Consider the following 24,562-nt stretch of genomic DNA (forward strand, 5'->3'; position numbering starts at 1 on the left):
ATGAAACCACATTTTCATAAAGTTCCGATAACCCTGCAAAGTTCATTTAGCATCAGGCATGATGTCAAACCAGATTTTGGCAACATCTGGCATTATCATCCCGAACTGGAATTGCATTATGTAATTAAGGGAAATGGTGTACGTTTTATTGGTGATAACATCAGTAATTTCGAACCCGATGAAATGGTACTTTTAGGCGAAAACCTGCCTCATACCTGGCGATGCAAAGATGAATATTTTCAAAATAATCCAGAGCTGAATACCGAAGCGATGGTGATGCATTTTTTACCCGACTGCCTGGGTAAACATTTAATGAATTTACCCGAAGCCTACCTCCTTCCGAAGTTATTGGAGAAGGCCAAAGTCGGAATGAAAATTCATGGGAAAGCAAAGGAAAAACTCGTATTATTAATGCGTGCTGCCATAGATGCCACGAACCTGGACCGCATTATCATCCTGCTCTCCATCTTAAAAACACTGGCAGAAACTGATGAGTACCAAACGATAGTGACCAGTAAGAACACCTTTTATCAATCTAATGAATCGGAAACACTTCGAATTAATAAGATCTGTAATTATACTTTAAGTAATTATAAAAATGATATTACCCTGGATGAGGTGGCCTCCTTAAGTAACCTGAGCGTCACCTCATTTTGCCGGTATTTTAAGTTGATGACGAAAAAAACATTTTATGATTTCCTGATTGAAATCAGGGTAAGTCATGCGTGTCGGTTTCTGATTGAGAACAAACTCCCCACAGAAGTAATATGCTTTGATTGTGGCTTTAACAACGTTTCTAATTTTTACCGGCACTTTAAAAAGGTTACCGGCATGACACCGCTTGATTATAAGCGGAAGTATTTAAGCTAGACACAAAACACTTATTTTACAGAGATTTATAATACATACACGGCAATGAGGTTGCCATGGCTAATGAAGAATTGGTTGTGCAATGACGGCCGCTTTTGTCTGGTGTATTAGTGTAGCGTATTAATTCCCTTCCCTGAACGTCCTTGCGAGAACATTCCCCGATCCTTCATCGGTAATGTTCGTGGGCAATCTCCTATTTGATACAGGATTAGCAACAAGGAGGTTGCCACAGCCAATGAAGAATTGAGTGTGCAGTGACGACCGCTTTTGTATGGAGTGTTAATATAGCCTATTAATTTCCTCTCTGAACGTCCTTGCGAGAACATTCTCCGATCCTTTATTAGTGATGTTCGTGGTGTGATCTACTGTTTTGCTATAGCATAAGCAGCAATGAGGTTGCCACGAAACGGAGAAAAACCGTTTCTCGCAATGACGGCCGTTTTTGTATGGCGCGCTAACATAGCGTATTAATGTAGCGTTTTAGTATAGCGTATTAATCTCCTCCATGAATTGTCCTTGCGAGAACATTCTCCGATCCTTCATCGGTAATGTTTATGGCAATCTCCTGTTTGATAAGGCATTGTCAGCAATGAGGTTGCCACAGCCAATGAAGAATTGGCTTCGCAATTACGGCCGTTTTTGTATGGCGTGTTAATATAACGTATTAGTGTAGCGTATTAATTTTCTCCCTGAACGTCCTTGCGAGAGCATTCTCCGATCCTTCATCGGTAATGTTCGTGGCAATCTCCTCCTTGCTGCACCATCGGCCATAAGGAGGTTGCCACAGCCTATGAAGGATTGGCTTCGCAATTATGTCCGTTTTTGTATGGCGTGTTAATATAGCGTATTAGTGTAGCGTATTAATTTCCTCCCTCAACGTCCTTGCGAGAACATTCTCCGATCCTTCATCGGTAATGTTCGTGGCAATCTGCTATTTGCTATAGCATTAGCAGCAATGAGATTGCCACAGCCAATGAAAAATTGGCTTCGCAATGACGGCAGTTTTTGTATGGCATGTTTGTATAGCTTGTTAATATAGCGTGTTAGTATAGCGTATTAATTTCCTCTATGAACGTCCTTGCGAGAACATTCTCCGATCCTTCATCGGTAATGTTCGTGGCAATCTGCTCCTTGCTAAACCATAAGCCGCCATGAGTTTGCCACAGCCAATGAAAAATTGGCTTCGCAATGACAGCCGTTTTTGTATGGCGTGTTACTATGGCGCATTAGTATAGCGTATTAATTTCCTCCCTGAACATCCTTGCGAGAACATTCTCCGATCCTTCATCGGTAATGTTCGTGGCAATCTGCTCCTTGCTACACCATCGGCCATAAGGAGGTTGCCACAGCCAATAAAGAATTGGCTTCGCATTGACGACCGTTTTTGTATGGCGTGTTAATATAGTGTATTAGTGTAGCGTATTAATTTCCTCTCTCAACTTCCTTGCGAGAACATTCTCCGATCCTTCATCTGTAATGTTCGTGGCAATCTCCTATTTGCTACACCATCAGCCGCAAGGAGGTTGCCACAGGCAATGAAAAATTGGCTTCGCAATGACGGCAGTTTTTGTATGGCGTGTTAACATAGCGTATTAGTGTAGCGTTTTAGTATAGCGTATTAATCTCCTCCATGAATTGTCCTTGCGAGAACATTCTCCTATCCTTTATTGGTAATGCTGGTGGTGTGATCTACTGTTTACTACAACATAAGCAGCAATGAGGTTGCCACGAAACGGAGAAAAACCGTTTCTCGCAATGACGGCCGTTTTTGTATGGCGTGTTAGTGTAGCTGTTAATATAGCGTGTTAGTATAGCGTATTAATTTCCTCCATGAACGTCTTTGCGCGAACATTCTCCGATCCTTCATCGGTAATGTTCGTGGTAATCTCCTATTTGCTACACCATCAGCCGCAAGGAGGTTGCCACAGCCAATGAAGAATTGGCTTCGCAGTGACGACCGTTTTTGTATGGACTGTTAATATAGCGTATTAGTGTAGCGTATTAATTTCCTCTATGAAAGTCCTTGCGAGAACATTTTTCAATCCTTCAGTTGTGATGTTCGTGGCAATCTCCTATTTGATACAGCACTAGCAACAATTAGGTTGCCAAAGCCAATGAAGAACAAGCTTTTGCAATGACGGCCGTTTTTGTATGGCGTGTTAGTGTAGCTTGTTAATATAGCGTGTTAGTATAGCGTATTAATTTCCTCTATGAACGTCCTTGCGAGAACATTCTCCCATCCTTCATCGGTATTGTTCGTGGCAATCTCCTGTTTGATATAGCATTAGCCACAATGAGGTTGCCACAGCCAACGAAGGATTGGCTTCGCAATGACGGACGTTTTTGTATGGTGTGTTAATATAACGTGTTAGTGTAGCGTATCAATTTCCTCTATGAACGTCCTTGCGAGAACATTCTCCGATCCTTCATCGGTAATGTTCGTGGCAATCTCCTGTTTGCTACACCATCAGCCGCAATGAGGTTGCCACAGCCAATGAAGAATTGCCTTCGCAATTAAGGCCGTTTTTGTATGGCGTGTTAATATAGTGTATTAGTATGACGTATTAATTTCCTCCATGATCGTACTTGCGAGAACATGCTTCGATCTCTACAAAGCAGCGCCCTCCATTTTTTTGCTTGGTTAAACACTGCCATGCCTATAATGATACTGATTAAAAACCCCTAACTTGTTGCCATAATGCTTTTACGCGAAAACCATCCCGCTATAGGGCTGTTATATTCCTGACGAAAAATAAAAATAACCAACACCATACCTTAATAAACATGAAAAAATATAAAGTAGGAATTATAGGCTACGGAGGATTTGGAAAATTCCTGCATCATTGGTTTGCACAATTGGAGCATGTAGATGTGGCTGCTGTTTCTGATTCCGGTAATCATTTCAAGGGTGATGAGCACTGTAAATCCTATCGGGACTGGAAAGAACTACTTAAAAATCCGGAAATAGAAATCGTATGTATTGTTACGCCTCCAGGCCTACATGCCGACATGGCATGCGCGGCAATGAAAGCGGGCAAGCATGTATTGCTTGAAAAACCAGTATCAATTACCGAAGAAAGTGCCCAACAAATTTTAGATGTGCAACAGGAAACAGGTATGATTATCACTGTTGATCACATGATTCGCTATAATCCCATCATTCAGAATTTAATGGAATTAGGCAATAGTGGCGCATTGGGAAAGCTCAGACATGCTGTAGTGAATAATTATGCTCAGGATGCTTCCTTGCCCCCAAATCATTGGTTCTGGGATGAGGAAATGTCTGGAGGTATTTTTATAGAACACGGCGTCCATTTTTTTGATATTGTTAATGCCCTGGGCAAACAGCAATACAGCGAGGTATATGGCTGTTCCCACCATCGGAATGAGTCTCAACGCGACCGGGTGGCGGCCATGGTTTTATATGATGAAGGTTTAATTGCCAGTTATTACCATGCGTTTTCAGGTCCGGGTTTGTTTGAGCAAACCACAATAAATTTAGCTTATGATTTGGGCAGAGTCATAATCGAAGGTTGGATGCCAATGAAGGGAACGATAAAGGCACTGGTAAATCAGCAAACCAAAGCGCAGTTAAACAGCATTCCAGGCTGGGAAGTTATTAATACGGAAAAACTCAATGATTCTAACGATGTCTCCCGTCCGGAAGGCTGGGGAGATGCTGATTCCTCAAATGTAGATGACACGGTAATATATTGCGGAGGGATTGGCTATCAGGCTGATGAATTAGTTTCTGGCAGTTTTGAAATTCATCAAACCAAAGGTGAGGTATACGGTAAATGCGTGCAATCAATACTATCTGACATGATTAAAAAAATAGAAAACAGAGACCATGAATTACAGATAACTATCGAAGATGCAATGAAAGCATTAAAGATTGCAATCCTGGCTTCAAAATAGGTTACAAGGATTTAAATTTAAGTTATGAAGACAATATGATCCAACTTATTTATCTAAAAATAGGTTGGATCTATATTAAAAATACGCTTTTATTACCAATAAACGTCCCTTATAAAATCATTATACCCACTATGTAATAACAGTCTAAAAATTTATACTTGCCAGTTAGTGAAGTTTATCTATCTATAATTTATAAAGGAAACATCAAACTTTTTTAACTTATTAGAGTTTGAGTTTTAATATTTATAGCACATGCCGCCCCTTAAATTCAAGATAACTGTTATCACCATTTTTTCTTTTCTGCTTCTGCAAGCATCACAAATTGTACATGCACAATTAAATTTTGAAAATCTAATCAAGTCTGGCCCGGCTGATGCAGAGAAACTGGTAGAAGCATATGCTAACCCGCTTCTTTATGGGTTTGGCTTAGGTATGAATAGTGGGTGGACCAATACCGCTCAGGCACTGAAACCATTTCATTTTGATATTCGGATTATTGGTACAGGATCAGTGGTACCTACCTCGAAACAAACTTTCAATGTATCAGGCATAGGTCTTTCTCCTGACCTTCGCCCTTCAGATCCTTCCCTGGTATTATCTCCTACCTTTACCGGAGATACCCAGAAAAATGGCCCCTGGATGGATCTTTTCGATGCAAATAACAATAAACTCATCAGTTTTGAATTGCCAAGTGCGGTGATAAAAAGAGTAGTACCAACACCTCAGCTTCAGCTTAATATGGGGCTATTTGCCAATACAGAAGTAATGGTTAGGGCAGCACCGAAGATTAGGCTTGGAGAATATTTTGGCTCGGTATCTTTGTTGGGTTTCGGCATCAAACATAACCTTGCCCGAGACTTTTTCCCTATGGATAGAGAAAAAATACCTTTTGATTTTTCTGTACTCGCAGGATTTAACACGGCAAAATACAGCAGAAATTTAAAGCTACTTCCGTTAGATGGGATGATCCCTGAAAACGAAAATCAGGTAGCAGATTTTACTACACAAGAGATTTATGCTAAATTTGATAATTACCTCATCCAGGCTACATTATCTAAAGAGCTTTCTTTCTTTACGCCATTTGTTTCAATTGGATATAGCATTTCCAAAGCACAACTGGGCCTAAAAGGCAATTACCCAATTGCAAATAGTATAAGAGATGATAAAATTGCCTATATCACCTATTCAAATCCTTTTGCACTGGAGCGCACATATTTAAAAACATTTCGTGGAGATGTTGGCTTTCAAGTAAAACTTCCTGTGCTTAGAATTTATGGTTCTTATGGTTTTTCTGGCGGTTATGGCATGTTTAGTGGCGGAATTGGAATAGGCTTTTAATTGGTATTTCTCAACTGCTTTTTAATGATAGCTAGTTAATTTTTGAACAGGTAAATCCAGTATTTCGCAACCCTATTGCCGAGTATTGAAGGTAGCCTTACTTTTGCCTACTAGCAAAAGGAGGCAACACCAAAATGATTAAAATACTTTGTTCAATATTTTTGCGCCTATCATTTTATACCAGACCAACTTCATTTCCTACCTAATCTTAATGATCATCAACACCCCACCCATCAATTAGTATGAAAGTTTAGTCTTAAACGGAAAAACGGACCAGCTACCAACTGAATTTGATTAATAACATGCCCTGGCAGAATGCCAATTGAATACTTATAGGAACTGCCTAGTTTCACGAATTAAGATCAACCTGGGAAGTTTTGGTGGCCTTTGTGAGGGAAATACTTCGAAAGCTTTATAATACTTTGCATGAAAATCTGCGCAATTCTTCAGCGCGCAAATCACCTACTTCTGTAAGATATCAAATGTTCACCAGCAAAATTAATAGAACATAAAAATATAATTTGCATTATTTATAATACAAAATAATAACTTTAATTGCGTAACCATCCAGTATTAATTCAAGAAAAACTAAAACTACCTTTCTTACGATCAAGATCAGAGTAGATTCAATTTTCTCAATAATCTGAAACCAAGTACACAGATAAAATCTGGATACTGAGCGCATTTAACATCGATAGACCAACATTTAGATAATTTCCAGCAGATACAAGTTTTAAAAAAGGTAATTATACTCAATTTAAATTCAGGTAATTCTACGTGTACGCAGACACTGCAAAGTACTTAGGTTTGTAATGGATTTAGGAACAGACACTCATTCTAACTTCGTATTACAGCTAGATAAGTTTATTTTTTAAACAGACAAAAACACAAGTTCAGCACTACATCATTATTTAACTATATATACTCACCCCCTTCTTATTAATTAAAAAAAATTATCATGTCAGATCAACCAAAAACAATGAGCATTGGCCCGGGCGCTATTGCAACACCATCGCAACCAGGCGGACCAGCTTTCGCATTATCAACAGCCGAATGGTACGCGATCCAATCGTATGTAATTAATGCGCAGAGCAAAGAAATTATGCCCCATACCGAGGCTGATTTCAAAAATTATCTTGGAGATGGAGCTCCTGCGAATCTCGCACCCTTCCAACCACTTATTACTGCATACAAAGATATTTTCGATCACGTTACCGTTTGGAATGATGAAACTTTTCCTGAGAGTGTTTCGTTGGCTTCAGACGTTGTTGCCTACGCAAAACAGGCACCAGTATACTATAATCCAATTCTACCGCTTGCTCAGAAACTCACTAAGAATCCAGATGATCAGGAAGCCAAGGATAAGTTAAAAGCTATTTTAGGCGTGTTGGATAAAAGTGCCAAAGATTACCAGGATAAAGCAGAAAAAGTAGCGGCGAAAATAAAAACTTTTTCAGATCAAACCACAGCTGATAAAACGGTATTGGTTGGGCCTGATGGTAAAAGCGGCTTGTACAAAAAATATAACGATGAATATGGCTCTACAAGTGCAGAGGTAGTGGCATTGAATAAAGATATTGCGGCTCAACAAACTATTCTCGATGCTGCAAATGCAGAATATGAGCACGATGTAATTGTTGCGGCAACTTCTCCAACCTATGCATGGGTATTTCCATTTGGTACCATTGCCGCAGCTGTTGTAGCTGGAGTTTATGGCAAAAAAGCTGTCGACGCCTTAGACAGAGCACATGCAGCTACTAAAAAGATTAAAGAATTAGATGCAAAAAGGCAAGCCGATGCCAATTTGATGATGTCTCTCCATACCTCTCAGCTTGGATTATCCGGAAATATTGCTGCAATTAGTGCTGCACTACCGGTAATTCAAAAAATACAAGGCGTTTGGGCAGCTATTTCAGATGATCTGGCCAGCATTAGTAGCCTGATTGAAACAAATATTGCCGAAGCGTTACCAATCATCATGGATTTAGGTGTTGAAGCAGCCCTTAATGCCTGGGTTGCCGTAGGTGAAGAGGCTCAGGCTTACAGAATTAATGCTTACGTTACTGTTTCTGCAATTGCAGCCTAAACAATGAATACCGATACTCTAACACTAGACCATTCTATGCAGGGCATAGAATGGTCTGCATTTTATGCAGAAATCGAAAAAAAGGGAAATGTGCCTAATGCATCGTATGCAATAATAGATGCTAACAAAGCAGTGTTTCGTGGAATGTATTTTAATCTCGCTGACATTAAAGCGTCTATTTCAGACGCTAAAGTCTCCCCGGCGCTTGTAACCATTTATGCAGATGTTTTATTTATTCCTGCCAATATTATATGGGTCTTAAATACGCAGGGGCTAATCATTTACGCACGCAGAATAGAGGTAGAAGATGCCGCTTCCATTACGTTGGATTACCAGAAAAATACAAACTCAAAACTGATTCTGTTTGGCAGTGAAATGTCTGGAATTCTAATTGCCAAGGCGGTTTTTACAGCAACCAGTCAGCCGCAGTTGTTCGAAATTACTCAAAACAACATTGCTCCTGGTTTAGCCATTACGGCTACCGATAAAATAGCAAGTATTGTCCAAATAAGTTTGAAAAATGGCTTCGCAATGGAAGTGCTGCCTGAAATGGAATTGTACCTTAACAACGCCTTCATTTTTGGTTCACTACTATATGATCAGGAACCGCATCTTGCTGTTTCGATTTTTCTTTGGGTAAAAGGCTGGTCAGCTCAAAATAATGACTTGCAGGAACTGTTTTATAGAAGTTCAAATTTAGCAACCTTGCTTAATTCAGAATTAAATGCCAAAGTTAACGGGGCCAGCTTCGTACCCTATTTAACTTCGACTATTTACACTAAGCTTTCAGGCGAATTTGCTAAAGGCGCAGCAAAATATGAAAGTGATTATAAAACACTAAGTGTTCAGCAAGTGCTTACCGAAGAAAATATTAACATGGCTAAAACCATGGTAATTAATACCCAAAGTGAGATAAGCTATATCAGTGCGCTCTTAGCACAGGCAAATGAAAATTATAATAATGCCGAAACAGCTGCAAAAAATGCTTTAAAGAACTTTAACAACCAACAGCTTGCTGTGCAAATGGTGGCTATTGATTTTGAAGAAATTGGAATACCTGAATATCAAAGAAAAGTGATCTTAGATGGCATTTTTGATTTGGTAACCTCAATAGTAACTTTTGGTGGTGCCATTGCTTTAATGGCTGTTGGAGATGAAGCTGCTGCTCCTGCTGCTGCAAAGGGGGCGGTTAACGCAGTTGAGGCGGTTGCGGATGCGGCCTCCTCTACGGCTAAAGTGGTGAAATTGGCTGATGAGTTGGCTAAAACCATGGAGAATTTAAAAAAGCTCGTAGAGGTATTGCAAAAAGTTTACGAATTAGCGATGGCTATTAAAGCCGTTGCAGACAACATCTCGAGTGCGCAAAGCAAAACAGATATTATTCAGCAAATGCAGGATACCACTGATGGCGCAGATTTAAGTGCTGCAGATGGCTGGACTATTTTCCAGATTAAGGCAGATAATGCCATGCAAGATCCTATAGATTTAGGCATTCAATATGCACAGGATTACAAGGAAGCAATGAACATCCTGGTGGTTTACGGGCAATCGCTCTCTGCGGCACAACTGGCAGTAATTAAAGCTAGTCAAGATGCTGCCGCACTATCGTTTCAGTTGCAATACGCAAAACAGAAAGAAGCTAATTTGCAAAAACTTGTTGATCAGTTAAAAGTGGGCGAAAAAACAACTTTAGATTTAATGCAACAACTCTATCTGAAGTATTTAAACAGCAAAAGTGCTTTGTTTTCTGCCTTAAAATCATATCAGGATTCCTTTTTTTACTGGGCGCTGGCAGAATCAACAATTCAGCCTAAAATTATAGATCCGGTTGATGATCTGAATTCAGGTATACAGGATATTATAAGAATTGCCATGGACGAGGCATCTGCTTTGGAGCGGTTTAATCCACCACCTCAAAAAATGACAAACATGACCTTTGCCATTACTGACCAATCGACCCTTAAAAACCTGCAGGATAATTACGAGACGCAATGGCTTCTTAAAATAAACAACGAAGAATTTGGAGGATTAGACCGGGTACGGCTCGATAATATTCGGGTTTGGCTGGAGGGAGTGGCATTTACTGGTGGCAGTCAAACCGTTATGATGACCATTACGAACACCGGAAACTACCTGGACAGGTATAACGACTTAAATTATCAGTTTAACAGCAAGGGCCTTACACGTACTTTCAAATATAAAGTATCAAGCGATAGCAGAAAAGCAGACTGGTCTTTTGAAAATGGCACCTATGGGCTTGTGCAAATAGACGGCTCTGTAGATCATGAAGTTGCATATGCTTACTTTCGTCCTACGCCATTTAGTGAGTGGAAAATTTCTTTAAAATCTGATAATAACGGTGCAGATTTCTCAGCCGTGACCAAGATAACCATGTATTTTGAAGGTTCTGCTATTGGAAGCACCGAACATGCTCAGCTTATGCTTACTAAAAAACTAGAAGATGTCAGTATTAGCTAGTACCAGTGTTGCAAGCCTGTTTACCATTTCAACAGATCAATGGACGGCTATTAATAAACGGATCGGATCGGTATTGGCGATAGAAGGCATTACCTTAATCATCTCGCAGGATTTACCTGGTTATCCAGATCTACTGCTCAGCAGCAAGCAATGGGTAGCCAGTACTTTTAACGGGCTTATTTTAAACTCCGGGGCTATTGCCGGCTATGCCAATAGTGCCATAACAAATTTCACTAACTTAAATAATGAAGTTAAAAAAATTGTAGGCAACACGGTTCCGGTAGCTGTTCAGGAACAGACTCGCGCTGTTCTTGATCAACTTCTTGCGGATACATCTTCCATTGTTGGAAATGCTGACCAATTGGCTAAAGAACTCAGAATTTTTTTAACGGCTAATAAGGTCGTGGATGCAGAAATTGCATTAAATAAAAAAATACTGGATAGTTTCTGGGCGCCTTTAGGAATTATAATTACCAATGTGGAGGCGGCGGCCGGAGCTGTAACCGGAACCTGGTTAGCGATTTTGGATGATTTAAAAAACACGGTAGCGAGAGATTTAAACGTTACCCTCCCCTTTATCGAATCATTAGATATAGATGCTGCGCTGATCGCCTGGCAAGGTATTAAATCTGAAGCAGCAGCATTTCCGGCAAATATGAGCAACCAGGAAAATTATTGGAAAAGCATTTAACCATATTCCTTAACTTATGAAGGTAATTAGTAATGGCAGTTTACATGAACTGCTGCAGGCCGCTGAAAATGGGCCTTTTATGACCGCAGAAATATATTCGCTCACCGCCCTTGGCAATGTACGGGTATCCTGCAACTGGCTCTATTCATCGTTAAATATTGAACAAGGAAATGGTGCTGAATTTTTATGGCAATTTAATAAAATTGATGATGGCCATGTTGCCTTATCTCCGGCATCAAGTTGCATCAGTCAAACGATATTTGCCAGCGTGCGCGATGATATTGGTTATTATTTGCAGGTACAGGCACCTTATTCTGCCGATTGGATTAAGGCAGTTGGCCGCGATGAAACAATAGGTCTGAAAATGCACGATTTTACTATTGCAGAACTGACTGGTTTTAATGGCAGCCTTTTTACTTTAGACAGCGCAATTTCTTCCCATCAAAATCACAGTGGATACCGCATCAGAAGCATTGGCACAACTTTTAGTAAAGAGTCGCAATGGTATCTAAAAATTAAAGAAACGCTACAAGCTGATATCGCTTTCAGCGGCAGTGACCATTCTTTACAGGGCATTAAAAATCAGCTAAGTAATGCATCGATTAACCTAAGCGACGAAGCATTGGCAACATTAGTTAAACAGCTAAATTAAAAATAGAAAGGTTAGGAAGCATGGATTAAAGCTGTGCCTTCCTACCCTATTATTTGTAAACCGTAAATAATATCCCGGATAACGGTTTGCCTTCAAATTAGGCGTAAAATATCAATCTTAATTGCTCGCATCATTGATATTCTAATCCCTGACGCACAATTTCCATACCTTCGTCTGCCTAGCTCTTGTTACTTAAACCCAGATATTTGCAAAGCGTTTTTGCCAGCTATCTGCTACTTTATCACCCTCAAAATCAATTAATATTTCTGGATAAAGAACTATTAAAGTCTATCGTTTTAAACAGTCTTTCACTCACCACGCTCCGGGTACTTAAAATCATACAACTAAAAGGAATAAGTACATTTTGTTTAAAAAAAGAATATTCTAATTTATTAGATTTGAAGTTCTATTCTAACAAAATTTTTACGTCCCCAAACAACTAGGTAGAATACCAACAAATGATCAGAATTTCTCTATTCTTTATTATTCTATTATTTTCCTTTAATACCTATGCCCAGGAAAGTTTTATCGGAAATATTAACTATATGCTTTTAGAAAAGTATGTTGATTTAGCCAAGCAAAATTATCCAAAAAGAAAAATGTATAAAGCTAGTGAACTGAGTGCTAAAGCTAAAATTGCAGTAGCAAGAGCTACTTATTTAGATGCATTTACCGCTTCGTACAACTATAGCCCAACCAATGCTTCTAAAATTAATACCACCAATAATTACACGTTAAATGGCTTGCAACTTGGTATTTTCTTCAATATGGGCATTTTATTCAGAACCCCGGCATTTGTTAGGCAAGCCAAGGAGGAACATAACGAAAAATTTTATCAGGCCCAGGAGTATGATATCCTATTAACCTCAGAAGTAAAAAAAAACTATTATGAATATTTGCGTGAGGCCGCAGATCTAAAAGTTAAGGCACAAACCTATACCGATAATAAAGTGGCCAGTGATGGACTCAGGTATAAATTCGAAAAAGGTGAAACTAGCCTGGATGATTATACCAAAGCGAAGACCATAACATCATATGCCAATTCTGAGCGGTTATTGGCAGAGCTTAATTTACTTAAAGCTAAAGAATCTCTCGAAGCTTTAATTGGTGAGACATTAGAAAACGTAAAATAAGCAAGTATGAACATTCGAGAATTTTTAAAACTCATGCGAAAATACAGGTGGCTGATCATTTCAGTCCCTACACTAACGCTATTTATCACGTTTTTTTTCATTAAAAATCTCCCGAAAGAATATAGATCTGAAGCAAAGATTTCTACCGGTTTACTAGATCCATCCCGGCAGGTGGCATCCGAGTTGCAAGGGTATTCTGGTCCTGATATCATTATTAAACTGAACCAACAGTTTACCACCATTATCGATGTGATGAGAATGCCGAAGAACATGAGTCTGCTTTCTTACAGGTTAATCTTACACGATCTAAAAAATCCGCAAGCACCTTTCAAACCATTAAGTATTGATCTTAAAAATTTAAGTGTGGCACAAAAGCAAGAGGCCATTAATTTGTTCGAAAGCCGGTTAATTAAAAGAGAGGCATTAACACCCCTGGATAATAATGGTAGGTTAATGCTTTATAATCTTGTTAAATCTATGGGCTATGATGAGGAAAGTCTGAACAAAAAGCTGACTATTAATCATGAGCAAAACAGCGATTTTATCTCAGTAGATTTTTTATCCCAGAACACCTTACTTTCTGTTTTTGTGGTGAATACCCTATCCAACGATTTTATCAACAACTACAGTTTAGATCAGATCAGTAATAAAAATACATCCATCCTGGTACTCGATTCGCTCCTGCAGAAAAAAGAGGCGGTAATGAACGATCGGATAAGGAAGCTAAAAGATTACAAAATCAAAAACGGTGTCTTAAATCTCGATAAACAATCTCAAATTATCTATCAGCAAATTACGGATAATGAAAATAAAAAAAGCCAGGCTTTAATTGATAGGCAGGCCGCAGTGGCTGCTTTAAAAAGTGTAAACGATAAGTTAGATACCCGTTTCAGTGATAAATACCTTGGTGCCGAGGTTATTGCCGATAATCAGGATATCATCAATTTAAAAAACAAGATCGAGGTTGCTGAAAATATTTACCTGGATGGAGGCTATAAAGCTACTGATAAAAGAAAAGTAGATTCCCTGCAGCTTTTGCTGAGCACAAAATTACTAAAATCAAACGACCGCTATGTAAGCGACCCGCTTGTAGCCAAACAAACACTGGTGCAACGAAGAATATCTTTAGGGATAGACTTAGAAAAAACAACGGCAGGCATAAAAGACATCGACCGCGAATTAGATAAATTAAATGCAAAGTTTACCGGAATGGTTCCCTTTGATGCAGGGGTGCAAGACTACGAACGTAACGCCGATGTAGCTACCAAAGAATATCTGGAGATATTAAGCCGCTACAACCAAACCAGCCTGGATAAAAATATTGGTTTGCGCTTACAATTGGTTCAGGAAGGCGTTCCTACTATCCCGGAATCGTCTAAAAAACCGTTGTATTTGGCGCTAAGCGTAGTTGCCAGCTGCGCTATTTGTTTCTTCCTCTTATTGATTATCTACTTCTTAGATCATTCTATTAATAATGCGAAAGAACTAAAGGCGGCTACAAATGGTAAAGTGATAGGTGAATTAAATTTCATTAAACCAAAAAACAGGGCTATTGCTAAAATCTGGCAAGAAGAACATCCAAACCAGGAAATTTCCTTGTTTAAGGATCAGATGCGAGCGCTGCGCTTTGAAATTGATCATTTGCTCGGCACAGATCATCAGAAAATTTTAGGGATTACCAGTTTGAAGTCTTCCAGATCTCCAATTTTTACACTAATAAGCCTAACCTATTCATTTGCTTCATTGGGCAAAAAGATTTTACTGATTGGCAATGCTGAAATAGCCCTGGAGCTGGAAAAGTTGAATATTTCAACTAATCAGTCTATTGGAAATGTTTTAGCGGGATCACCAATTGCCGCAGCTCAATCCATTACTTTTTTAAGCAACAATTTGGGTGGCAAATCGCTACTGGAAAAGGGAAATCAGGAAGGTATTGATCAAATATTTAATGAGTTTAGTACACAGTTTGATTTAATTATCGTGCATTTAGATCCTGTTAACAGTATATCTGCCATTAAAGAATGGATCTATTTTACAGATCGATACATGGCTTTGTTTATGGCAGGTGATTCAATAGACGAACAGGAACAGGAAAAACTTGTTCAACTGAATGAAGATAAAAAGTTTGCAGGATGGGTCATTAGTGGCGTTAAAGCTTAATAAGCAGGTAAATGCTTAACAAATTAAACACCTATATCGCCGACAATAAAAAAAAGATCATCTTTTTTATTGTCTCTATGTGCCTTTCCATTGTTGTTGCAGGCTCTATCAGCAAATTTGGGTATCTCGGACCTTTGTGCGCCGTAGCCATAGCGGTGATGGGTACCTTTTTAGTGGCAGCTTTCAAAGATCCCCGCCGTGCCTTCTGGGCCTACTTTGCCTATTGCTTCTTGTTAGGATTTTTAGTTAAATCCTTCCTGCAGGTTCCGGTGGGCCTTGCTTTGGAAGCAATCCTGCTGCTCACCTGGTGTAGCATCCTGATTAATATGGACAAATTTAACTGGCAAAACTTAAAAAATGACCATGTTTTATTATCAGTTGTATGGTTTGTCATCAGCTTCCTGCAAATATTAAATCCCAATAGCGGAAGCCTGGTTGCCTGGTTTAATGAATTAAGGTTTGTTGCTTTAAGCTGGCTACTCATCGCACCATTGGTATTTTTAATATTTAATACGCGGGCAGACTTAAACCGGTTTATCACCTTTATTTTCTTTTTTTCGTCCCTGGCCTGCTTATATGGTGTAAAACAACTTTATCTTGGGCTTACCAGTGGCGAACAGCAATGGATGGTAATGGGCAACGAGATGACGCATATTATAAAAGGTAAACTCCGGGTATTTTCTATTTATTCTGATGCGGGCCAATTCGGTGCCTCACAGGCCATTATGGCTGTAATTTCATTAACCCTACTTACAGGCCCATTCAGCTTTGGCAAAAAAATAATCTTCGCTTTAGCCACCCTCGTATTTATTTATGGAATGGCCATTTCCGGAACCCGGGGCGCATTATTTGCATTAGCAGCCGGCGTGGCAACCGCCTTGTTTTTAAGTAAAAATTTTAAGGTACTATTTGTAGGCATTTTATTTAGTGTAAGTGGCTTTGTCGTATTAAAGTATACCACCATTGGCGAAAATATATTTCAGATCAGCCGTTTACGCAGCGCATTAAATCCGGAAGATGCTTCTTTCAAAGTGCGGCTGGATAATCAGGTAAAATTAAAATCCATATTAAAAGACTTGCCTTTTGGCGCCGGATTAGGGATGAGTGGAATGAATGGAACAACCTATAATGCCGATAAAGTGATAGCCAACATACAACCAGATAGCTATTGGGTAAAAGTCTGGGTCATGTATGGAGTCGTTGGTCTCCTCATCTGGTTTGCTTTTACTTCCTACATTATTGGTACATGCAGCGGTATCGTCTGGAAAATCCAGAATCCAAAGTTAAGGGCAAAGATGATTGCCCTCACTGCCGGAACAGTTGCCTGTTTTATTTGTAGTTATGGTAATGAGGTGATGAATGGAATGCCATCATCCGTAATTATGTTTATGTCATGGTCCTTTGTCTATATTGCACCATGGCTAGATAAGGAGCTACAACAAACTGAACCCGATGGAACCAATCACAATTAATATGCTAAACCTATTCTTTTGGATTTTAGGCATTTACCTGCTTATTAACTGTTTATACCTGGCTTTTTTCGCCATTGCTGGCTTGTTTGCTCTACCGAAATCGCAAAAAAATGCCATTGAGTATAAAAAAATCGCCTTATTGTTTCCCACCTATCGGGAAAACAGTGTCATTCTACAAAGCGTAAAATCTGCATTACAGCACCAATACAATGGAGTGTTTGAGGTTGTTGTAATCTCAGATGGCTTACTGCCGCAAACCAATGCCGTTTTGAAAGAAATGGGTGCAACAGTTATAGAAGTTTTTTTCGAGAAAAGTACCAAGGGGAAAGCCCTTCGCTTTGCTATGGAAAAACTTAAAGACAATGGTTTCGATATTGCAATGGTATTAGATGTTGATAATTTATTAGGGGCCGACTGTTTACATTACATCAACAACTCCTTTCAACAAGGAAACCAGGTTATCCAGGTACACCGTACCGCTAAAGATGTAGATACCAGTTTTGCTTTTTTAGATGCTTGTAATGAAGAAGTGAATAACCAGATTTATCGCAAAGGCCATGCGGTAATGGGTTTATCTGCAACACTTATTGGATCTGGAATGGCTTTCGATTTTCCATACTTTCATAAAATATTAGGTGCTGTTGGAGAAACTGTGGGTGAGGATAAAAAAATAGATTTCATCCTCGCTAATGATAAGATCAAAGTGGCTTATTTAAACGATGTATTTATTTATGATGAAAAGGTTGAGAATGCCCAGGTGTTTACCAACCAGCGGACGAGGTGGATTGCATCACAAATAGAATTCCTGAAAGAATATGCTTTAGAAGGCTTATTGAAGCTATTTAAGGGAAACATAGAATTTTTTAATAAAACATTTCAAACTTTTTTGGTACCGAGAATATTGCTTCTGGCATTCCTATTTCTCATGGCAATTCAGTCTTTTTTTAACCCGTTCGGCCCCGGCAAAGAATTCTGGATAACATTATTTTTAAGTCTTTGCTTCACCTTGCTCATCGCCGTACCTAGAAAATTTTACACCGATAAACGGCTTTATTTAGCTATATTACAAATACCAAGGGCAATGATTGGAATGGTGATCGCCCTATTTAGCATTGGTAAAGCCAAAAAATCTTTCATGGCCACGCCACATCATAATAAACCAATAAAAGATAATAATTAACCATGCCAATAGAATTGCTCGCCATCATAGGCATCCTGTTTGGAATCCTGGGTTTCATCAGGGGAATCAACACCTCTAAACAAACCATAAAAAAATAGAAATGTCGATTTTAAAGAACAGAGACATTATTATAGTTGGGCAACAACCCTGGGATACCGCTATTGGCAGTAACTGTAAAGATCTGGCGCTGGAGTTTAGCAAAAACAATAGGGTATTGTACATTAACGCACCTTTAGACAGAAGGACAAGTCTGCAACAAAGAAATGCGGAAACGGTTAAAAAACGATTGCGGGTTATTGCTGGTAAGGAAGAAGGTCTGGAGCAGGTATCACCGAATCTCTGGGTTTATTACCCTAAAATCATAGTTGAATCCATTAACTGGATTAAAATTATGCCCATATTTCGCTGGTTAAATAAACTAAACAACCAGAAATTTGCCAAAGATATTAATGTTGCTTCAAAAACATTGAACTTCGAAAATTTTATCTTATTCAACGATAATGATATCTTCAGAAGTTTCCATTTAAAAGAACTGCTAAAACCAGCTATAAGTGTTTATTATTCCAGAGACTACATCATTGCTACCCCTTATTGGCAGTATCATGGAAAATACCTGGAGCCACAATTGATCGAAAAAAGTGATCTCTGCGTAGCAAATTCTGTTTTCCTGGCTAATTATTGCAGAAAATATAATCCAAATTCATTTTACGTTGGGCAGGGTTGTGATTTTAAACTATTCAAAAATGATCATCACATTCCTATACCGGATGATCTTTCTGCAATAAAAGGTCCGATATTAGGATATGTAGGTGCCATCTTATCAATTAGACTTGATGAAGAAATTCTTTTACATATTGCAAAAGAACGGCCACACTGGAGTATCGTATTGGTTGGGCCAGAAGATGATGATTTTAAAAGAAGTGAACTCCATACATTAAGCAACGTACACTTTTTAGGGAGCAAAGGCACTGAAATGTTGGCTGCATACATCAATGGGTTTGATGTATGTTTAAATCCGCAGGCTATAAATCCGCTAACCATTGGCAACTATCCTCGAAAAATAGATGAGTACCTGGCGATGGGAAAACCTACTATAGCTACGAAAACGGAAGCCATGAGCATTTTTGAGCAACAGGTATACCTGGCAGAAACCAAAGAAGACTATGTGGTATTAGCAGAAAAAGCATTAATTGAACATAGTGCGGCGCGGGCGCTTGAGCGAATTAATTTTGCACATACCCATACCTGGGAGAAAAATGCAGCAGACATTTACCAGGCTATAAATAAGGTGGAAAATACTGTTGGCAAAGAAAATTTTAGTCTTGAATCCTAAAAATTACCTTCGCAACATTTAGACTACTTTTGCCAATCAGCATCACCTAAATATTTATAAAACGCATGTCAACCACCTCCATTATAACTGTCAATTTTCACCAGGAAGCCGTAACAATCGCGCTACTCGAATCAATTGGTAAATATTATAATGGAACAGACGTTGAAGTCATCATTGTAGATAACGGGGCTGAACAAAATCAGGAACATATTTTCCTACCTCACTTTGAAAACATTAAATATATCCAATCCAGAGAAAATCTGGGGTTTGCCGGAGGCAATAATTTAGGCATTAAACAAGCTGGCGGCGATTATATCTTTTTATTAAACAACGACACCGAACTGCCTGCTGGCTGTATCGAAACCCTACACGCTGAATTTGAACAGCACAAAAGTATCGGGCTTTTGTCGCCATTACTTTTGTATTATGACCGAAAGGATGTAATTCAGTATGCAGGTTTTACACCTGTAAATCACCTCACTGGCAGAAATGCTACAATTGGGGAACTCGAAAGAAATGAAGGGCAATATGCCAATAAAAGTTATCAAACGGGGTATTGCCACGGTGCTGCAATGATGTGCCGTAAAGAAGACCTGCTCCAAGTTGGATTAATGGATGAAAGCTATTTTCTCTATTACGAAGAATTGGATTGGTGCGAAAAATTTAGAAGTGTAGGTAAGCAAGTTTGGTTTACGGGTAAAACCCATGTTTACCACAAAGAATCAATAAGTGTGGGTATAGACAGCCCCCTGAAAATCTATTTCCATACCCGGAACAGAATGCTCTTCATCCGGAAGAATACCGGGTTAATCAACACCATTCTCTTCTCCATCTATTATACGCTCATTGCCTGCCCGAAGGCTGTACTTAAATACATTTTTAATCAACAATCACATTTGTCAAAGTGGGTAGTAAAAGGCCTGTTATGGAATTATACCAATCGTAAAGACAGCAAGACTTTAGGATTTAAATTACAACGGTAGAGAAAACTACCTTAACCTTTTCAAAACAGTTAAAACAGCATACCTGCTGAAATAATACATAGACTTCACCAGGTTTAGTTTTTCGCTTTCTCTCAATATTTTCCAGGTTTTAACAACAGCTTTCATTTTATTGGATGACAACGAATCCTTTCTGATTCTATACAAAGCCAAGGGCTCATTAATTCCATATCCCAGCGTACATCTCTTAAATAACTGGAGAAAAAAAATCCAGTCTTCATGGCCTGCAGGCGAAAATTGAAGATCACCAATAGCACTTTTCAATACCATTGAGGTAGAAAATATGATTAAATTATGTGATAATAATTGATGGTAGCTATAACTGAAAGGAGCTGGAGTTACTCCTGAAATGACGGTTCCCTCCTCGTTAATTCTGTTATAGGCGCAAAAAGTCATGCTGAGCTTTTTTTCTTCCATATAGGCTACCTGGCGGCTCAGCTTGTTTTCCAGCCAAATATCATCACTATCCAGAAACGCGATATACTTACCTTTCGCATGTGTCATCCCCAGGTTCCTGGCATTCGAAACTCCTTTGTTTTGAGGCAAAGAAATAAGTTTGACGTTGCTGTACTTACTGGCAAACGCTGCTATAATTGCAGGCGTATCATCTATTGATTGATCATCGATGATAATTAATTCCCATGACTGATAATCCTGGGCACCTACTGAATTTAAAGTCGCCGTAATAAACTTAGCAGAATTATGGCAGGGTATAATAATCGATACGAGTGGTTCCAAGGTAATTTATTTTAATAATCTTTTGCTTAGCGACTAAAATATAAAATTATTACAAACCTTTTTAGTGCTTATATAAATTAAATAAAAACCTTACTTTCGTCATGCAGCTTATATGGATAGAAGACGTTTTGTAATTAACCTGGTTTCCAATCTTTTTAGTGCCCTGTCTGGCATAGGAATCTCCTTCTTTTTAACACCCTACATTGTTGCGCATTTGGGTAAAGAGGCTTACGGCTTTTTTCCGCTAACCAATAACTTCATTATGTACGCAGGCATTATCACCACTGCGTTAAACTCCATGTCTAGTAGGTACATTACCATTAGCTTAGAAAAAAAAGAAATTAAAGAAGTAAACACCTATTTTAATTCGATACTCTTTGGAAACCTGCTCATTTCTTTCTTTTTTATCCTGGTAAGTGCATTATTCTGTTATTTCATTAGTAATATTCTTGATATCCCCAGCTCGCTTTTTGCAGATGTAAGGTTACTTTTCATCTTCATGTTTATCAGCCTGATCATCAACGTCTCGTCAGCAGTTTTTTCGGTAACGGCATTTGCCCTGAACAGGTTTGATAAGTTAGCTTACATTAATATTGCTTCTAACGTAATCAAGCTGGGTACTATAATCCTGCTATTTTATTTCTTTACCCCTAAAATTTACTTCCTGGGTTTAGTTACAGCCATTTTATCGCTTTATACGCTTATTGCAAACTACAGGCTTACCAAAAAACTTTTACCAGAAATTGCTATCGACTGGGCTTTCTTTTCTAAAAGCACACTTTCTGTAGTAGTTGGTGCCGGAATCTGGAATTCTATCATGGCCCTGTCGAATGTAATTAACACCCAATTGGATTTACTGATCGCCAATCATTTCTTTGGTGCCTCCGGCATGGGTTTTTTATCGCTTACCAAATTCATCCCTAACGCAATCTATATCCTTCTGGGGATCATTGTACCTATATTTTTACCAGAAATGTTTAAGGCTTATGCCCGAAACGATATGGAAAAACTTAAGCACACTTTAGACCAATCGTTTAAAGCCATATTTCTCGTGGTTTTAGTACCCTTAGCGGTCTTCTTTGTTTATGGTGAAGATTTTTTCCATTTGTGGCTGCCCACTCAAGATGCCAAAGGCCTGCACATTCTTTCTATTATTACGTTGGTACCCTTTATTGTTCATGGAACGGTTGAAACCGTCTATCACGTTTTTGTAATCACCAATAAATTAAAAATGGCATCCGTATGGGGAATCTTCATCTCTATATTGAATTACGTTCTCGTAATTATACTTTGCTTGTATAGTAACCTGGGCGTTTACGCCATACCAGTGGCAGCCTTAATTAGTGGTGTATTTAGCCACCTTACCTTTACACCTTTATATGCAGCGTATTGCCTGGAAGAAAAAAGATGGTATTTTTTCCTCAAAATGATTAAAGGCCTTGCCGGATTTATGTTACTCTTATTAGTTGCCTATTGCTGGAAAAAACTAAATCTATTTACAATTGATTCTTGGATTACCTTTTTAACCAATAGTTTTATAATCGGTTTAATACTTTTAATCATTTCCTTATTTATGAAGTTTAAACGCAACGAGTTATATGAAGGTTATAAACGGATAAAAAGTAAAGCAACGCGATGATACCAAAAATTATACACTACTGCTGGTTTGGAAAAGGAGAAATGCCAGACCTGGTATTAAAATGCCTGGCCTCCTGGAAACATTATTTGCCGGAATACGAAATTATGGTTTGGAATGAAGAAAACTTTGATGTTAACCTTTATCAATATTCAAGGGAGGCATACCATGAAGGTAAGTTTGCATTCGTTTCTGATGTCTGCCGATTGCATGCCCTTAAAACGATAGGTGGTATTTACCTGGATACAGACGTTGAGTTTCTTAAACCTTTAGATGATGCACTGCTTGCCGATGTTGCTTTTGCAGGATTTGAAGATAATTTCTTGCTGTCTTCGGCTATTTTGGGGAGTATCAGAGAGAGTCAATGGATTAATGAATTAATAACTTATTACCAAAACAAAAGTTTTTACCTGGCAAATGGAAGTTTAGATCTCAATCCAAATACGGAAAGCATTACTGCATTCATGAAAGCAAAGAAATCTCTTAAAACGGATAATACCTTACAGGTTTTACCAAACTATTGTACCATTTATCCAAGTGATTTTTTCAGCCCGAAAAGTTGGAAAACGCTAAAAATAAACTTCACTGAAAATACATATAGTATCCATCATTTTGCAGCTTCATGGCTACAGCATTCAACTTATAGTCCGCTCGGAAAACTAGCAAATTTGATATTAGGAAAAAGAGTGTCTGATTTTCTATCTAAGCACTACCGGAATCTTAAGAGCTAAGCACCTCTAAAAGAATATCTTTTGGACACATCTTCCAGGCGTAGTTTTCTATGCATTTTGCTAACCAACTTTAATAAAAAATTAGGCCTTACCGAGGAGCGCCGTCAATCGCAAGCGCCAGAGAAATCAAAAAAACAGTTGTACAATAGTATAACATAACATTGCATTAAAAAACCTCAAACGCAGTGTCGCTGTTTTTTTGATGTGTGTAGCGTCGTGTAAAAGGCCCTAGCTCGATTGACGAAGAGATTTATCTAGTACCTGGCCGGACAGGCCTTTTTTCTTTTGACAGCAAAAGAAACAAAACTGCCGGCTCGCAATTTTTTTATCCAAGTCAGTAGCTGGGCTAGGTCAGTGCCATCCCAAAAAATTGACCATGCCGGTCTAAGAGCAGAACGAAGAAACGGTGGTTTGGCCTTGCTGGGTAGTGACAGCGACCGCAATTCTTGTTCTAAATCTAAGTCCGCATCCTATTTTTCTCATCGTGCTATGGCCACCTCGCTATCCGGCCTAGGAGATGATGGAAGGAGAAGCCGTTGAAATTTTTGCACCCGCACTCAAATACTTCAAACCAAGGTAGCGCGAACGGCTCCTCAAAATAAATCTTTTTTACAAAGCAAATCGAGCCCTTGTGCTACCGCTCATCAAAATTTCGACGCGCTAATCCAACATCAGATCCAAGCCTTGAGTTTTGCTTCTTTTTGTCAAGCAAAAAAGTAAGAGCCCTTCGGCGGCCAGCCGAGGCAAGCCTGCGCAGTGGGAAAACAGCCAGTTTAAAACCACCCCGCCCTGCGGGCACCCCTCCAATGGAGGGGAATTGCAAACGCCATCAAATTCACCTTCAGAGACTTGGCGGTACTTCGCCCAGCCCATCTAAAAACCATCCAGATTTATACTCAAATGCCACCTCTTCATCACCAGCTTCATTAATTACTTTAGTTGTAAAATCATGTGCAATGGCCTTTTCATCTTCCAGAATTAACTTAGCTAAGGCCGCAAATTCTGAAAGATCATGACCATCTCTAATGACGTAGTAAGGTTCTCCGGCTTCTGTCCAGCGGGTTTCTAAAAGACCTTGTTCAAATTTTTCATGGTCTGCCTGACTTGCTACAGGCGCTTTATCTTGATTATTCATATTGAATTTG

17 protein-coding genes are annotated in these 24,562 nt (G+C 38.9%); 15 read left to right on the top strand and 2 right to left on the bottom strand.

What is annotated here, in order from left to right; all coding sequences use genetic code 11:
- The 13 genes from SOM16_RS15570 (at position 1) to SOM16_RS15630 (ending at position 20,294) form a co-directional block, all read left to right on the top strand.
- Positions 1–870: an AraC family transcriptional regulator gene (locus SOM16_RS15570; RefSeq protein ID WP_320464921.1), complete on the top strand. Its 870-nt coding sequence runs from the start codon at positions 1–3 to the stop codon at positions 868–870.
- 2,784 nt (positions 871–3,654) lie between these two features.
- Positions 3,655–4,788: a Gfo/Idh/MocA family oxidoreductase gene (locus SOM16_RS15575; protein ID WP_320464922.1), complete on the top strand. Its 1,134-nt coding sequence runs from the start codon at positions 3,655–3,657 to the stop codon at positions 4,786–4,788.
- A 252-nt stretch (positions 4,789–5,040) separates the two neighbouring features.
- Positions 5,041–6,126, top strand: a complete 1,086-nt coding sequence (locus SOM16_RS15580; RefSeq protein ID WP_320464923.1) for a DUF6588 family protein — start codon at positions 5,041–5,043, stop codon at positions 6,124–6,126.
- A gap of 958 nt (positions 6,127–7,084) precedes the next feature.
- On the top strand, positions 7,085–8,212 hold the full coding sequence (locus SOM16_RS15585; protein WP_320464924.1) for an alpha-xenorhabdolysin family binary toxin subunit A: 1,128 nt from the start codon (positions 7,085–7,087) through the stop codon (positions 8,210–8,212).
- 3 nt (positions 8,213–8,215) lie between these two features.
- Entirely contained in the window at positions 8,216–10,690 is a 2,475-nt protein-coding gene (locus SOM16_RS15590) for a hypothetical protein (RefSeq protein ID WP_320464925.1), read from the top strand.
- Entirely contained in the window at positions 10,674–11,381 is a 708-nt protein-coding gene (locus SOM16_RS15595) for a hypothetical protein (RefSeq protein WP_320464926.1), read from the top strand. Before SOM16_RS15590 ends, SOM16_RS15595 begins: the two co-directional genes overlap by 17 nt.
- Before the next feature lie 16 nt (positions 11,382–11,397).
- Positions 11,398–12,033: a hypothetical protein gene (locus SOM16_RS15600; protein WP_320464927.1), complete on the top strand. Its 636-nt coding sequence runs from the start codon at positions 11,398–11,400 to the stop codon at positions 12,031–12,033.
- A gap of 458 nt (positions 12,034–12,491) precedes the next feature.
- On the top strand, positions 12,492–13,166 hold the full coding sequence (locus tag SOM16_RS15605; protein WP_320464928.1) for a TolC family protein: 675 nt from the start codon (positions 12,492–12,494) through the stop codon (positions 13,164–13,166).
- A gap of 6 nt (positions 13,167–13,172) precedes the next feature.
- Complete coding sequence (locus SOM16_RS15610) at positions 13,173–15,326, top strand: lipopolysaccharide biosynthesis protein (protein WP_320464929.1); 2,154 nt, start codon at positions 13,173–13,175, stop codon at positions 15,324–15,326.
- Positions 15,327–15,337: 11 nt separating this feature from the next.
- A complete protein-coding gene (locus SOM16_RS15615) occupies positions 15,338–16,798 on the top strand; it encodes an O-antigen ligase family protein (RefSeq protein WP_320464930.1) in 1,461 nt (486 codons plus the stop codon).
- On the top strand, positions 16,779–17,978 hold the full coding sequence (locus SOM16_RS15620) for a glycosyltransferase (protein WP_320464931.1): 1,200 nt from the start codon (positions 16,779–16,781) through the stop codon (positions 17,976–17,978). Before SOM16_RS15615 ends, SOM16_RS15620 begins: the two co-directional genes overlap by 20 nt.
- 100 nt (positions 17,979–18,078) lie before the next feature.
- Positions 18,079–19,311: a glycosyltransferase gene (locus SOM16_RS15625; protein ID WP_320464932.1), complete on the top strand. Its 1,233-nt coding sequence runs from the start codon at positions 18,079–18,081 to the stop codon at positions 19,309–19,311.
- Positions 19,312–19,376: 65 nt separating this feature from the next.
- Positions 19,377–20,294 (top strand): glycosyltransferase family 2 protein, encoded by a 918-nt coding sequence (locus tag SOM16_RS15630; protein ID WP_320464933.1) that lies wholly within the window; start codon positions 19,377–19,379, stop codon positions 20,292–20,294.
- 6 nt (positions 20,295–20,300) lie between these two features.
- On the opposite strand, the gene SOM16_RS15635 is transcribed toward SOM16_RS15630, so the two are convergent.
- A complete protein-coding gene (locus SOM16_RS15635; protein WP_320464934.1) occupies positions 20,301–21,050 on the bottom strand; it encodes a glycosyltransferase family 2 protein in 750 nt (249 codons plus the stop codon).
- A gap of 112 nt (positions 21,051–21,162) precedes the next feature.
- On the opposite strand from SOM16_RS15635, the gene SOM16_RS15640 reads away from it, so the two are divergent.
- Both SOM16_RS15640 and SOM16_RS15645 read left to right on the top strand, forming a co-directional pair.
- Positions 21,163–22,689: a hypothetical protein gene (locus SOM16_RS15640; RefSeq protein WP_320464935.1), complete on the top strand. Its 1,527-nt coding sequence runs from the start codon at positions 21,163–21,165 to the stop codon at positions 22,687–22,689.
- The gene (locus SOM16_RS15645; RefSeq protein WP_320464936.1) at positions 22,686–23,417 is read left to right on the top strand and encodes a glycosyltransferase family 32 protein; all 732 of its coding nucleotides are present in this window, start codon (positions 22,686–22,688) and stop codon (positions 23,415–23,417) included. The genes SOM16_RS15640 and SOM16_RS15645 overlap by 4 nt, the downstream gene beginning before the upstream one ends.
- Positions 23,418–24,258: 841 nt before the next feature.
- Here the strand turns inward: SOM16_RS15645 and SOM16_RS15650 are convergent.
- Positions 24,259–24,552: a hypothetical protein gene (locus tag SOM16_RS15650; protein WP_320464937.1), complete on the bottom strand. Its 294-nt coding sequence runs from the start codon at positions 24,550–24,552 to the stop codon at positions 24,259–24,261.
- Positions 24,553–24,562: the final 10 nt, after the last annotated feature.

This window comes from Pedobacter sp. CFBP9032, assembly GCF_034045265.1.
Taxonomy (GTDB): Bacteria; Bacteroidota; Bacteroidia; order Sphingobacteriales; family Sphingobacteriaceae; genus Pedobacter.